Consider the following 13,372-nt stretch of genomic DNA (forward strand, 5'->3'; position numbering starts at 1 on the left):
ATCGGATTTACATTCCCGTTCGTGAAGGGTTTGGCAGAAAAAAACCCCATTCTTTTTCAGAATGAGGTTTTATCATCAGCTCAGTTTGCGTTTTGGAAGCTTGTCCATGTTATCCAGCATGACGCCGGTTCCGACCGCAACACAATCCATCGGGTTCTCAGCGACAAGAACAGGCACCCTCAGCTCTTCGGCAAGAAGCTGGTCAAGCCCGTTTAACAGCGCTCCCCCGCCGGTAATGATAACGCCGCGGTCGATGATGTCAGCGGACAATTCAGGCGGTGTTCTTTCAAGAACCTGCTTGGCGGCCTGCACAATGACGGCAACTGATTCACGAAGGGCTTCTTCTACTTCTTTGCTGTTTACTGTAATCGTTCTCGGCAGACCGGAAACCATGTCACGGCCGCGGATGGTGATTTCTTCATGACGTGCGTCTGGGAAAACCGTTGCGACCTTCACCTTAATATCTTCAGCGGTACGTTCACCGATCAGCAGCTTATACTCGCGTTTGATATAATTTAAGATTTCCATGTCAAACTTGTCCCCAGCCATCTTAATAGAAGAGGAGGTGACAATATCGCCCATAGAAATAACTGCGATATCTGTCGTACCGCCTCCGATGTCAACAACCATGTTACCGCTCGGCTGGAAGATTTCCATACCCGCGCCGATAGCGGCAACTTTCGGTTCTTCTTCAAGGTACACATGCTTTCCGCCGCTTTTTTCAGCTGCTTCTTTAATCGCTTTTTGCTCAACGGATGTAATATTCGTCGGGCAGCAGATCAGCATGCGCGGTTTTGAGAAAAGTCCTTTTACATTCAGCTTATTAATGAAATGTTTCAGCATGGCTTCTGTTACTTCGAAGTCTGCGATTACGCCGTCTTTCAGCGGACGGATCGCAACAATATTCCCAGGTGTACGTCCAACCATTCGTCTGGCTTCTTCACCGACAGCCAGCACTTTGCCGCTGTTTTTATCAAGTGCCACAACGGAAGGCTCATTCAGAACAATTCCTTTTCCTTTTACATGGATCAGTACATTTGCAGTACCGAGGTCAATTCCAATATCCCTTGCAAACATCTATTTATATCCTCCTTGATATCTGTTTCACAGTAAAATATCCACATTGTGCCCTAATTATATATATTATCATAATTTATCAAAAAAAAGCTGCTGAACGATATAAGTTCTTGACAAAATTTTGCGGATATTCGCGAAACCGCCCGGGAGGAGAAAAAAGGGCCCGGCAGACGTCAGGCGCTACGGCTGCTGAACGGGCTCCCCTTCAAGAATTTCATCCTTCTTGTACTTTAATTTCGTCGCCTCTCCCCCTCTTAAATGTCTGATGGATTTATGATAATCGAGTATTTCTTTTACTTCATTCGCCAAGTCAGGATTAATTTCAGGCAGGCGCTCCGTCAGATCTTTGTGTACGGTACTTTTGGAAACACCAAACTCTTTCGCAATGACACGAACGGTTTTTTTCGTCTCCACGATATACTTACCAATCTTGATTGTTCGCTCTTTGATGTAATCGTGCACACCACTCGACCTCCCCAGTTGGATGTGAGAAGTGTGAAATGAGATCCGTATTCTGTAACAGATTCACTGATGATGCAGCTTCTTCGTTGTCCGATTATATAAGAAGGTTTTAGAAATATGCCCACGATCCCTCACCTCAAACACTCTCTTTGATAGGTTTGTAACAGTGTATTAGCAATGAATTGGGAATATGCTAAAAACTCAATAAGGACAAGGGGCGGGTCATAATTTTCTGCTTTTTGAACGGGGGGTTTACATCCGCGCGATCCTGCTGTAGAATGAAACAGCACAATTAGTTACTTAGGTAAGTTTTTTGAAAAGGAGAACGGAAATGATCCACGTCAACAGACGCCTCATTCATCAAATCAATCAATGCGCCCGCCTGATTACGAAGAAAGCCAATGAACGGCTGGAACCATTCGGCCTGTACTCCTCTCAATGGTCAATCCTATATTGCTTAAAAACGATCGGACCGATGACCCAAAAAGAAATCTGGTCCTATCTGAACGTAGAGGCGCCGACCGTTACCAGAACGATCAAACGCCTTGAAGAAAACGGCTGGATTCAGCGGGAACAGGGAGAAGACAAGCGGGAAAAGCTCGTCGTCCTGACGAAGGAAGCTGAATTGAAATACGACAGCATCAATCAAGAGATGCTGAAGTTCGAGGAAGACATGCTTGCGGATTTCCAGGATGGAGATAAGGAAGCTTTTTCTGAGTTTCTGAATGTGTTTTTAACGAAATAGAAAAGAAAGGGAAGTGCTGTACTTTTGAGTAAATCTGACTCGATCTGGACCAAAGATTTTATTATGGTCGTACTCGTGAATTTATTTGTCTTTGTGTTCTTTTATACATTTTTGGCCGTGCTGCCTATCTATATGATTCAGGAGCTTGGCGGCAGTGAATCGCAAGGAGGGCTTTTGATCAGCCTGTTCCTGTTATCTGCTATTATCACCCGTCCTTTTTCAGGGGCGATTATTGAACGGTTCGGCAAGAAAAGAATGACGATTGTATCTCTGGCGCTGTTCGCCCTGTCTTCTTATCTGTATTTGCCGATACACAATTTCTATCTGCTGCTCGGACTGCGTTTTTTCCAAGGCATCTGGTTCAGCATTTTAACGACGGTCACGGGCGCAATTGCCGCTGACATTATTCCCGCCAAGCGGCGCGGCGAGGGGCTCGGTTATTTCGCGATGTCTATGAACCTTGCCATGGCGATCGGTCCGTTTCTCGGGCTGAGCCTTGTGAAAGTCATTTCGTTCCCGGTTTTCTTTACGATTTTTGCCGTATTTGTTTCTTTAGGCTTGCTGATTGCTTTTATGATTCGTGTGCCGGATCAAAACAACAGCGGAACGACAGTCTTCCGTTTTTCTTTCTCCGACATGTTTGAAAAAGGCGCGCTTAAAATCGCGATTGTCGGGTTGTCCATTTCTTTCTGTTATTCAAGTGTGACTTCATATTTATCCGTTTATGCAAAGACGATCCACCTGTTGGATGTCAGCGGCTATTTCTTCGTCTGTTTCGCAGTGACGATGATGGCCGCCCGTCCTTTCACAGGAAAGCTGTTTGACAGAGTGGGGCCGGGAATCGTCATCTATCCGTCGATTATCGTGTTCTCCGCGGGGCTTTGCATGCTGGCGATGACAAACAGCGCCCTCATGCTTCTCTTGTCCGGAGCCGTAATCGGTCTCGGATACGGCTCGATCGTACCGTGTATGCAGACGCTGGCGATTCAGAACTCGCCCGGACACCGTTCAGGCTTTGCGACGGCTACCTTCTTCACTTTCTTTGACAGCGGGATTGCCGGCGGGTCATATGTATTCGGCCTCTTCGTCGCTTCGGCCGGATTCCATTCGATTTATCTGGCAGCGGGGCTGTTCGTCCTGATTGCTTTACTCCTGTATGGCTGGAGCCAGAAAAAAAGAACGCCGCTTGAAGCGGACGGAAACGTTTCAATCGCAGACTGATATGACAAAAAGCCGGGGGCAGCCCCCGGCTTTTTTTATTCGGCCGCTCTTTCCCGCACGATTCGTCCCTCCGCTTTTGCATAAGGAGGATGAATATACATAAGCGCCGTATAACCGAGACACGACAAAATGACACCCGCAAACCAGGAAATATCATAGATGCCGGCGAACGCCGGGACGTACATCCCGATTAAAGAAATAAACGCGCCGAGAAAAGTCGCGGCAAAGGCCCGGTAATTATAGCCTTTGTAATAAGTGTACTGTCCGGTTTCCGAATAAAGGTCTTCAACTGAGAGCTGCCTTTTTCTGATGATAAAATAATCAGCCATCATCACCCCGGCCACCGGTCCGAGCATCCCGCCGATGAGCCCCAGAAACGCATAAACATTCGTGGCGCTCTCCATCAGCTTCCACGGTATTGTGAACAGAGCCAAAACGGCGGTCAAATACCCTCCCCTCCTGAATGTAATATACTTCGGCAGGACATTCGCCAAGTCATAGGCCGGTGACACGATGTTTGCCGCCACGTTAACCGAGACGGCGGCGATGCAAAGTGTGATGACCGAAAGAGCGATAACAAAAGGATTATCAAACCGGGCCAAAATCTCCACCACATCCCAAATCGGTTCTCCGAATGCTACCTGTGATCCGGATGTCACTGTAATGCTCGCAAACGCGAACAGCGCAAACGTTCCCGGCAGGCCGTAAAACTGGCCGCGAATCTGTTCTTTTTGCGACGCGGCGAACCGGGTGAAGTCAGGGATATTCAGAATCAGCGTCGCCCATATTCCGATAATACCCGTCACTCCGGCGGCAAACGGCCAAAACGTTTCAGAAAATGTATGGAACTTTCCCGGCTGTGAGTAAATCGGTCCGAGCCCGCCGGCAATATCTATCGCCCACCAGACCATGCCGCCGAAGACGAGATAAACAAGCGGACCCGCCCACACTTCAAATTTTTTGATTGATTCCATGCCGTGCCGTAGCACAAGCAGATGAATGCCCCAAAAGAAAATGAACGACAGAAAACCCGGCAGATGAAGCCCGAATATATTCCAATCTCCGCCGAGACTCCCCCAGCCCGGCCATATGTTCAAAAGCAGAATGTGCAAAGCCGTGCTTCCGGCAAATGTTTGAATTCCGAGCCACATGATGGCTGTAAACGCCCTGAGAAGCGCCGGAATGTTAGCCCCGTATATTCCGTAAGAAGCCCTGATAATGACCGGAAAAGGCAGTCCGTATTTCGTTCCGGCATGGCCGTTCAAGGCCAAAGCGGCGAACAAAATGAGTGACGCCGTCACGATAATGGCGAGCACCTGCCACGGAGAAAGACCGATCGCAATGAGCCCGCCCACAGTCGCATAGGTCGGGATATTATGAATACAGCCCATCCAGATGGATGCAAAATTCACCGCTTTCCATGTCCGTTCGCCGTCTTCTAAAGGCAGTAAATCTTTGTTGCTTAGCCGATCACTCGTTGTTTTTTTCATTTTCTCCCTCCCGCATGTACGTTTTCCTTACATCACATGTGAAAAAATATAACTGAAAATTCCGTAAATAACATTGGTCGCTGTCGACAATAATCGTTTTGATTTTTGAGCACATTACACAAAAAAAGAGACGGGGAGAGCCCGTCTCTTTTTGTTGCGCCTGTTAAGAGGCTTTTTTGAGGAGAACCGAAAACCGGAATGCCATCAAAAGGCTTACAGCGCCGACAACGATAAGAATCGTGCCGAGCATATGAAAATGGCCGGCGGTAATTTCTTTTCCGAAAAGAATGCCCAAAATGACAGAAGACAAAATCGAACCGAGATACCGGCAGGTCTGAAACAGGCCGGACGTTGTTCCGACCATGTCGGCGGGGCTCGTTTTCAGCATGGCCGCCTGAAACGTGACATTTCCGAAGCCGTAGCCGACACCCAGCACGGACAGGATCAGCCCTTTTCCTATCATAGGCGCCTGAAGAAAGAAAAACGTTAACAGCACCGCCCCGATCGCGGTCAGGCAGGTTCCGGCAACAATCGGCTGAAGAAGCCCTTTCTTATCTATCCATTTTCCGGTCAGAGGCGACACCAGAATACTCATGCCCGACATAAACAGCATAATCAATCCGCTTGTCTGAACGGACAAATGCATTTCATCCTGAAAATAGCTCGGAAGCCCGAAAAAGATGCAGTAAAAGAATATATTCAGCAAAATAAATTGAATATACACCGACGATAGTTTCCGATGCGTTTTAAACAGCCTGACATCAATAAACGGCTTCTCTGTTTTCAGCTCGCGCCAGATAAACAGCCCGACAAACAAAAGCCCGAATACACCTTCTGTATAATGAGGCTTCGTACTGAAGGACAATAAAAACGACAGGAGAAGGATAATCGCCCCGGCAAACAGGAGTATCCCGATCGTATCAAGCTGGCGGAGCACGCCTTTCAAGCCGCCGATCTCGCGTTTTTCATCTTTCGGAAACATATACATTCCGAGAAAAAAGCTGAGAATGATAAACGGCAGATTGACGAAAAAGATTGCCGGCCACCCTCCCCAAACGATCAGAAAACCGCCGAGAGTCGGACCGAGCGCCGTCATGGCTGATGCAAAGATTGACAGGACGGCCAGCGCCGAAGCCTGCTTCTCCCGTATATTTGAACGGATCAATCCGACGCCGGACGGATATATCGCGCTGCTACCGATCGATTGAAAAAGCCGCATGATCAGCAAAGTCATGAAAGTCGGCGCAAACGGCGCGCCGACCGCCGAGACGGCAACAAGCAGAAGCCCGATCAAAAACAGCTTCTTCCTGCCGAGCATATCACCGAGCTTCCCGGTAACAGGCTGCGCCACTGCGCTGGCAAGATAAAAGGACGATATCAGCCAGGACACCGTTGTAAACGACAGGTGAAATTCATGCTGAATACTGTGAAGCGCAAGAGAAATCATCGACGAGTTCAATGGGTTCAGCATCGTCCCCGAAGCCACGGCCGTCAAGAACAGGACGCGGCTTTTTTTGGAGATTGTCATTTTGTCTGTGCGATAAATTCTTCCGTCGTCCGGCTTCTGCCGATTTTCGGGAAGATAAACTTGAGTGTCGCTTCGTGCTGTTCATCGCTGAATGTCGCCATCGCGTCAGTTACGAAAACTTGCTGATACCCGAGCTGAAAAGCTTCCCGCGCCGTGCTTTCCACACCGATGTTTGTCGCAATCCCGCATAACACGATCGTGTCGATTCCCCGTCTTCTGAGCTGAAGGTCCAGGTCCGTGCCGAAAAACGCGCCCCACTGCCGTTTTGTTACCGTATAATCGTTTTCTTTCACTCCGATGTCAGGCACAAATTCAGCCCAATCCGCCGGCGGAGCCGAATGGCCCGCCGCCTCTTCATCCGTCAGCGGCTTCAGCGCATCCGCTCCGTCATGAAAATCCACGTTCACAAAGCTGATAAATCCGCCTTTTTCCCGGAACACATCAATTAATTTTTTCGCGTTCGGCACAACGGTACCGCTTTTATCAATCGGCACAATGCCTTTTTGTAAATCAATAAGGACCAAAGCCGTTTTTTCAAATTGCAGATTTAATGATGTTGTCATAATAATTCCTCCTGATGCAGTTAGTGTTTCTCACCCCGTTTATTTTACTCTTTCCCGGACAGGATTTCTTCCGCCATGCTCCGGCGCTCTTTTTATGGATATAAAGTCGCACGACACCAATATGAAAAAGCAACATTATGAACGCAAAAAACCATGTTAGATAACCTTACACGAAAATGTTTTATCATTCTTTTTTCTCTATAATAATGAATTAATCACAATTACATTCTGAATGAGACGGAGGAATACAACATGCAGATGGGCGATACAGTATTTATGTTCTTTTGCGCTTTACTCGTGTGGCTGATGACCCCCGGGCTGGCTTTGTTTTACGGCGGAATGGTAAAAAGCAAAAACGTGCTCAGCACGGCGATGCACAGTTTTTCTTCTCTCGCCATCGTATCCGTCGTTTGGGTTTTGTACGGATATTCACTCGCTTTTGCCCCCGGGAATACATGGCTTGGCGGGATTGAATGGGCGGGGCTGAAGGGGGTCGGCTTTGAACCCGGAAGTTACAGTGATACGATCCCGCATTCCTTGTTCATGATGTTCCAAATGACGTTTGCCGTACTGACAACGGCCATTATTTCAGGAGCATTTGCTGAACGCATGAGATTCAGTGCTTTTCTTGTATTTTCCTTTTTGTGGGCTTCCCTCGTATATACCCCCGTTGCGCACTGGGTATGGGGCGGCGGCTGGATCGGCCAAATGGGCGCTCTTGACTTCGCAGGCGGAAACGTCGTCCACATTTCTTCCGGAGTCGCCGGGCTTGTGCTGGCGATTGTGCTCGGAAAACGCAAAGACGGCACGGCGGCTTCCCCTCACAACTTAATTTACACGTTCTTGGGCGGAGCGCTCATCTGGTTCGGATGGTTCGGCTTCAATGTCGGCAGCGCCCTGACGCTTGACAGTATCGCGATGTTTGCTTTCATTAACACAAACACCGCGGCTGCAGCCGGAATTATCGGCTGGATTTTAATCGAATGGATGCTGAACAAAAAACCGACCATGCTGGGTGCTGTATCAGGCGCTATTGCCGGGCTTGTCGCCATTACGCCGGCTGCCGGGTTCGTTACGCCGTTCTCTTCCATCGTAATCGGTTTCATCGGCGGGCTTGTCTGCTTTTGGGGCGTTTATTGGCTCAAAAAGACTTTCGGTTATGATGATGCGCTTGACGCTTTCGGGCTGCATGGGATCGGCGGGACATGGGGCGGCATCGCGACCGGTTTATTCGCCACCACTTCCGTCAATGACGGCGGGGCAAACGGGCTGTTTTACGGCGATCCGGGACTGCTCTGGAAGCAGATTGCGGCCATTGCGGCAACCTATGTATTTGTATTTATTGTCACTTTCGTTATCATTAAAATTGTAGGTCTGTTCATTCCCCTGCGCGCCAGTGAAGAAGAAGAGTCACTCGGGCTTGATTTAACGATGCACGGGGAAAAAGCATATCAGGACTTATAAAGTGAGGAGTGGCTTAGATGAGCGGTCAAATGTTCAAGGTAGAAATCGTTACGCGTCCGGCTAAGTTTGAAACATTGAAACAGGAACTCGGTAAAATCGGAGTCACATCGCTGACCTTCTCCAACGTACACGGCTGCGGCCTTCAAAAAGCCCACACCGAACTGTACCGCGGAGTCAAAATTGAAAGCAATGTGTATGAACGGCTGAAAGTGGAAATCGTTGTCAGCAAGGTTCCCGTTGATCAAGTCGTGGAAACAGCGAAAAAAGTGCTGAAAACGGGAGAGCCCGGCGACGGAAAAATATTCGTCTATGAAATCGGAAACACGATTAATATCCGCACCGGAGAAGAAGGACCAGAAGCTTTATAAACAGATAGAACGCCCGGAAACAGAAATGTCCCGGGCGTTTTTTCTGGCTTCATTAAAAAGAAGAAACCTTTTTTTCATGCGGGACAGGCCGCTTATGCCGTACGGGTTGTTTTTTCGCATATGTACTGATATTGACCAGTATGCCGCACAAAAACAGCGTCATAATCAATGAAGAACCGCCGTAGCTGATAAACGGAAGCGGCACACCCGTAACCGGGAGGAGTCCGCTCATCGCTCCCAAATTCAATACAACCTGAAACATTAATTGAAACGTAATTCCGATGGCAAGAAGCTTCCCGAACGGGTCATCAGCACGCACGGCCGTTTTTACGCCGAGAAGCATTAACGCAAAATATAATCCCAAAACGATCAGAACACCGAATATCCCCAGCTCTTCGCTGATTACGGCCATAATGAAATCGGTATGCGCCTCAGGCAGATAGTTCATTTTTTCAACACTGTTTCCAAGCCCTCTTCCGAAAAACCCGCCTCCGGAAATAGCAAAATAGGATTGAATCAGCTGATAGCCGTCCCCGTTCGCGTCACCAAACGGATTGGTAAAGGAAACGAGGCGCTTCACACGATAGGAAGCGGAAAATGCGAGATAAACAATCCCGGACACCGCCGTCGCGCCGAGCACGAACAGATGGCGCTTTTTCAAGCCGGCACATAATAAAATCGACCCGCACGCCGCCAGGATTAAGGAAGCCGTCCCTAAATCAGGCTCCGCCAATGTCAGCAGAAAAGCGGTCCCCAAAATCACTAAAGGCGGCAGAACCCCTTTCACAAATTGATGAATGTACGGCTGCTTTTTCGTATAAATCGAAGCGAAATACAAAATCATGGCGATCTTCGCCAATTCAGACGGCTGTACAACAAGCGGGCCCGCTCCCAGCCACCTGCGGGAAAAATTCCGCTCCAGCCCGATTCCCGGTATCAATACGAGCAGCAGCAATACCAGCGAACCGACCACAAACAGCGGTACAAGCCGCGCATACCGCTTATACGGCAGACAGGCGGCAAATAGAAATAAGCATAATCCGATCAGTAAAGAGGTACTTTGTTTATGGAAGAAATAGGATGGATCTCCGTACCGCTGAGACCCCATCACATCACTGGCGCTGTACACCATTAACAAGCCGAATCCGCAAAGCAGCATAATGACAAACACAAGCGGCAGATCGGCGTTTTTCAAACGTTTCAGCAACGGACAAAACTCCTTCGGCTATTCTTTTCCCGCATACTTGACGCACAGTAATACAGTCACGTTTCATTCTGTTTACTTTTTTATGATTATTTTTAATACCAATTGTGTCTCATAGAAAAAAGCATTACACTGTTCATATAAAATAAAGATAAAAGGTGATATTTGTGAATTACGAACTATTTAAAGCGATCAATGGTTTGTCGCACCATAGTGCCATTCTCGACTCTATCATGGTATTTATTACGGAATACGCCATTTACGCCTACGCCCTTTTCCTGCTTGCCATGTGGCTGTTCGGAAGCACAAAAGGCAGACAAAACGCCCTGTACGCGGGCTTCACGGGTGTTGCGGCGCTTATCGTCAACTACCTCATCACGAAGGTCTATATCGAGCCGCGCCCCTTTGTCGAGCATACGGTTCATACGCTGATCCCTCATGCCGCGGATGCTTCATTTCCGAGTGACCATACGACAGGCGCTTTGGCGATTTCAATTGCGATTCTGTTCCGCAACAAAAAACTCGGCTGGCCGCTTGTGATTTTCGGCCTTTTGACCGGCTTCTCAAGAATTTGGGTCGGCCACCATTATCCGATCGATGTGCTCGGAAGCATTATCGTTTCCCTCATTGTCGGATTCCTGCTGTTCAGATTTTCAAATGTGCTTCGTCCGATTGTCGATCTGATCGTGCGAATCTATGAAAGTATCGTTCATAAAAGCAAATCGACAAACCATAATATATAAAAAAAAGCCGGCGTCTGTCACAGACTGCCGGTTTTTGTATGTTTGGCTGTATGCTTTTTCCTTTGTAAAGCACAGAATGCGGCAATGCCGAGACTGTCAATCAGCACATCGCGGAGGCATCCGTTTCTGCCGAAAAAGAGCTGGACGATTTCTGTCAGGAAAGCGGCGGCCAATGCATACAGCACCGCCCTCTTCATGCGCCTGCTCTCTCTGAAAAACAAATAGGCGAGCACAAAAAATGAAAACGCGTGCCCGAGCTTTTGAATCGCCGCTTCCGGTATTGCGAGCTCCGCCATATCGAACACAAAGAAACCGGACACATCCGGATGGGGCGTGAAACGGAAGGACACCGTCTGCGACACAACCATATCGTGAAAGCTTTCAGTCAAAGCAGAAACGAAAACAAAGACGAGCCACCCGGCCGCCAGACATTTATTCATTCAGCATCTCCTTCGTTTTCTACTAGTATAAAGGCACATGCGGCAATATGAAAAGCGCCTATCAGAGCTGATAGGCGCTTTGGGATCAAGATTACTTGCCCGAATCTTTCATTGAGCCGTCATCTTTACCATCTGTCTTGTCTTTTGTGCCGTCCTCTTTGTCACCCGGTTTTTCTTCGGTTTCTTTTTTAGGCGTCACATCTTTTTTCTCGGAAGACTGCTGAATTGACCCTTCCGTTTCTTCTGTCAAAGCGTTTTTCTCTTCAGCCGCCGCTTTTTCAATAGATGTTACCGGCTTGTCCATAAAATTGAGCGGGTTCATCGCTACGCCGTCCTTGCGAATTTCAAAGTGCACGTGATTTCCGCTTTCTTCACTGTAAAGGTTTTTTCCGGATTTACCGATGACCTGGTTCTGCTTTACTTTGTCGCCCTGATCGACGCTGACTTCAGATAAAGACTGATAGACAGTAGACAGGCCGTCTGAGTGTTCAATTTCAACCACATATCCCAGTACCGGGTCTTTAGCAGCTTTAACAACCGTACCGCTCAGAGAAGCAGAAACATCAAATGATTTTCCGTCTTTCTCAGCTAAGTCAATTCCTTTACTGAGGCTGTACGTGTTATTATAGTTAACAAGTGCTGCTTCTTTCTCTTTTTTTGCGGCATCAGTTTCATAAAACTTTTTCACAACAGAAACATTTTCAGAATGAGCAGCCGGCATTGCGACGTTTTCCATTGACTTGCCTACTTCGACGGCATCGTCTTTGCCGCTGTCATACGCGGAGTTTCCGCCGTTGTTCGTCAGATTGTCCTTCACATCATTCGAAACGGATTGATACCAAAGGACAGCTGTTAAAATGACGGCCGCACTGACTAAGTAGATTGCAGGGAATATCCAGCGTTTGCGAAAAAACCGCTGAAGTTTTTTGACTTGAGAAGTTTTCTTTTCTTCCTCTCTCATTTGTTCATCACCTCAGCAACATTCTGAACACTTTTCTGAAAATATATACACATCCATAAAAAACTTTTTTGGAAATAGTATGTGCAGATTGCACTTATTTATGTAATGAAATGTGAAGGGAGATCCCGGAATATGAATTTGACCCTGCGCAAAGCCGTATTGGAGGATTTAGATGCGGTGGTGGCCATATACAACTCGACGATTGCCTCACGGATGGTAACGGCTGATACGGAAGAAGTGACGCCCGCAGACCGGATGGATTGGTTTTTGCGGCACACGGACCGGCGCCCGCTGATGGTCGCGGAAGATGAGACCGGCAAAGTGGCGGCCTGGATCAGCTTTGAAACGTTTTACGGCCGTCCGGCCTATGACAAAACGGCGGAGATCAGCATCTATCTGCATCAGGATTGCCGCGGCAAAGGAGCAGGAAGCTTTCTGCTGAAAGAAGCCCTGGCACTCGCTCCGGCAATCGGCATCCGCAGCCTGATGGCTTTTATCTTCGGACATAATGTGCCGAGCATTAAGCTGTTTGAAAAATTCGGTTTTACCGAATGGGGCGTATTCCCGGGTATCGCCGAAATGGACGGAAAACGATATGACTTGAACATTTTAGGGAGAGAACTGTCATGATCACCATCGATAAAGACAAAGACGAAAACCAGCCGCTCAATAAAAAAGCCCGTTCCCTTGCCGACATCGCCAAATGGGGAAAGATCACCGCCGTGTTTCTGATCATCACGGGCTCTCTTTCCGCTCTGTCAGCCATTGTGACGCTGCTCGGAGCCATTCCGGGGGTTCTGCTCATCATTTCCGGCGTCATGCTGATGCGCTCGGCAAAAGCGGCGGCCGCCCTTCAGGAAGGACTAGAAGAAAACGCGGAAGAAAATATGCTTGCACATTACGCGTCATTTATCAAAATGCAGTTTTTTTACGCGGCTTCCAGTGTGGTATTGGGCATTCTCGCTTTTATTTTAGTCGTCATCTTCGCTGTCATCGGAATTATCGCTTATCACAGCACTGATACGTATGACACGCCTGATTCATATTACTATGAGAACGACCCTGTGTTTGAATGACAAAAAGAGCTGATCGCGCGTCAGCTCTTT

At 48.1% G+C, this 13,372-nt stretch carries 15 protein-coding genes; 7 read left to right on the forward strand and 8 right to left on the reverse strand.

Annotated features, from left to right (window positions below):
• Window positions 1-75: 75 nt before the first annotated feature.
• Complete coding sequence (gene mbl, locus J6600_RS17150) at window positions 76-1,077, reverse strand: cell shape-determining protein Mbl (RefSeq protein ID WP_003151237.1); 1,002 nt, start codon at window positions 1,075-1,077, stop codon at window positions 76-78.
• A 180-nt stretch (window positions 1,078-1,257) separates the two neighbouring features.
• Entirely contained in the window at window positions 1,258-1,539 is a 282-nt protein-coding gene (gene spoIIID / locus J6600_RS17155; protein ID WP_003151236.1) for a sporulation transcriptional regulator SpoIIID, read from the reverse strand.
• Window positions 1,540-1,870: 331 nt separating this feature from the next.
• Here spoIIID and J6600_RS17160 point away from each other — a divergent pair, with 331 nt between their 5' ends.
• Window positions 1,871-2,284: a MarR family winged helix-turn-helix transcriptional regulator gene (locus J6600_RS17160; protein ID WP_007407562.1), complete on the forward strand. Its 414-nt coding sequence runs from the start codon at window positions 1,871-1,873 to the stop codon at window positions 2,282-2,284.
• A gap of 24 nt (window positions 2,285-2,308) precedes the next feature.
• Window positions 2,309-3,505, forward strand: a complete 1,197-nt coding sequence (locus tag J6600_RS17165) for an MFS transporter (RefSeq protein WP_014419077.1) — start codon at window positions 2,309-2,311, stop codon at window positions 3,503-3,505.
• A gap of 35 nt (window positions 3,506-3,540) precedes the next feature.
• Here the strand turns inward: J6600_RS17165 and J6600_RS17170 are convergent, their stop codons facing one another.
• The 3 genes from J6600_RS17170 to J6600_RS17180 form a co-directional block, all read right to left on the reverse strand.
• Entirely contained in the window at window positions 3,541-4,995 is a 1,455-nt protein-coding gene (locus tag J6600_RS17170; RefSeq protein ID WP_048367736.1) for an NCS1 family nucleobase:cation symporter-1, read from the reverse strand.
• Between the two features lie 163 nt (window positions 4,996-5,158).
• Entirely contained in the window at window positions 5,159-6,523 is a 1,365-nt protein-coding gene (locus J6600_RS17175; protein ID WP_014419079.1) for an MFS transporter, read from the reverse strand.
• Window positions 6,520-7,086, reverse strand: coding sequence for an isochorismatase family protein (locus J6600_RS17180; RefSeq protein WP_012118644.1), 567 nt, complete (start codon window positions 7,084-7,086; stop codon window positions 6,520-6,522). The genes J6600_RS17175 and J6600_RS17180 overlap by 4 nt, the downstream gene beginning before the upstream one ends.
• 252 nt (window positions 7,087-7,338) lie before the next feature.
• Here J6600_RS17180 and J6600_RS17185 point away from each other — a divergent pair, with 252 nt between their 5' ends.
• Together J6600_RS17185 and J6600_RS17190 are read left to right on the forward strand one after the other, a co-directional pair.
• On the forward strand, window positions 7,339-8,550 hold the full coding sequence (locus J6600_RS17185; RefSeq protein WP_003151223.1) for an ammonium transporter: 1,212 nt from the start codon (window positions 7,339-7,341) through the stop codon (window positions 8,548-8,550).
• Between the two features lie 17 nt (window positions 8,551-8,567).
• Window positions 8,568-8,918 (forward strand): P-II family nitrogen regulator, encoded by a 351-nt coding sequence (locus J6600_RS17190; RefSeq protein WP_014419080.1) that lies wholly within the window; start codon window positions 8,568-8,570, stop codon window positions 8,916-8,918.
• Window positions 8,919-8,970: 52 nt separating this feature from the next.
• Here J6600_RS17190 and ftsW read toward each other — a convergent pair whose 3' ends face one another.
• Complete coding sequence (ftsW, locus tag J6600_RS17195) at window positions 8,971-10,125, reverse strand: putative lipid II flippase FtsW (RefSeq protein WP_209387672.1); 1,155 nt, start codon at window positions 10,123-10,125, stop codon at window positions 8,971-8,973.
• Between the two features lie 164 nt (window positions 10,126-10,289).
• Here ftsW and J6600_RS17200 point away from each other — a divergent pair, with 164 nt between their 5' ends.
• On the forward strand, window positions 10,290-10,865 hold the full coding sequence (locus J6600_RS17200) for an undecaprenyl-diphosphatase (RefSeq protein ID WP_012118646.1): 576 nt from the start codon (window positions 10,290-10,292) through the stop codon (window positions 10,863-10,865).
• A gap of 17 nt (window positions 10,866-10,882) precedes the next feature.
• Here J6600_RS17200 and J6600_RS17205 read toward each other — a convergent pair whose 3' ends face one another.
• Entirely contained in the window at window positions 10,883-11,305 is a 423-nt protein-coding gene (locus J6600_RS17205; RefSeq protein WP_014419083.1) for a VanZ family protein, read from the reverse strand.
• A 91-nt stretch (window positions 11,306-11,396) separates the two neighbouring features.
• On the reverse strand, window positions 11,397-12,266 hold the full coding sequence (gene spoIIQ / locus J6600_RS17210) for a stage II sporulation protein SpoIIQ (RefSeq protein ID WP_014419084.1): 870 nt from the start codon (window positions 12,264-12,266) through the stop codon (window positions 11,397-11,399).
• A 138-nt stretch (window positions 12,267-12,404) separates the two neighbouring features.
• Between spoIIQ and J6600_RS17215 the strand changes: the two genes are divergently transcribed.
• Window positions 12,405-12,896, forward strand: coding sequence for a GNAT family N-acetyltransferase (locus J6600_RS17215; RefSeq protein WP_087920810.1), 492 nt, complete (start codon window positions 12,405-12,407; stop codon window positions 12,894-12,896).
• Window positions 12,893-13,342, forward strand: coding sequence for a DUF5362 family protein (locus J6600_RS17220; protein WP_007407573.1), 450 nt, complete (start codon window positions 12,893-12,895; stop codon window positions 13,340-13,342). The genes J6600_RS17215 and J6600_RS17220 overlap by 4 nt, the downstream gene beginning before the upstream one ends.
• The last annotated feature ends 30 nt before the right edge of the window (window positions 13,343-13,372 follow it).

Origin of the sequence: Bacillus sp. LJBV19 (assembly GCF_017797845.1) — a bacterium.
GTDB lineage: Bacteria > Bacillota > Bacilli > Bacillales > Bacillaceae > Bacillus > Bacillus velezensis.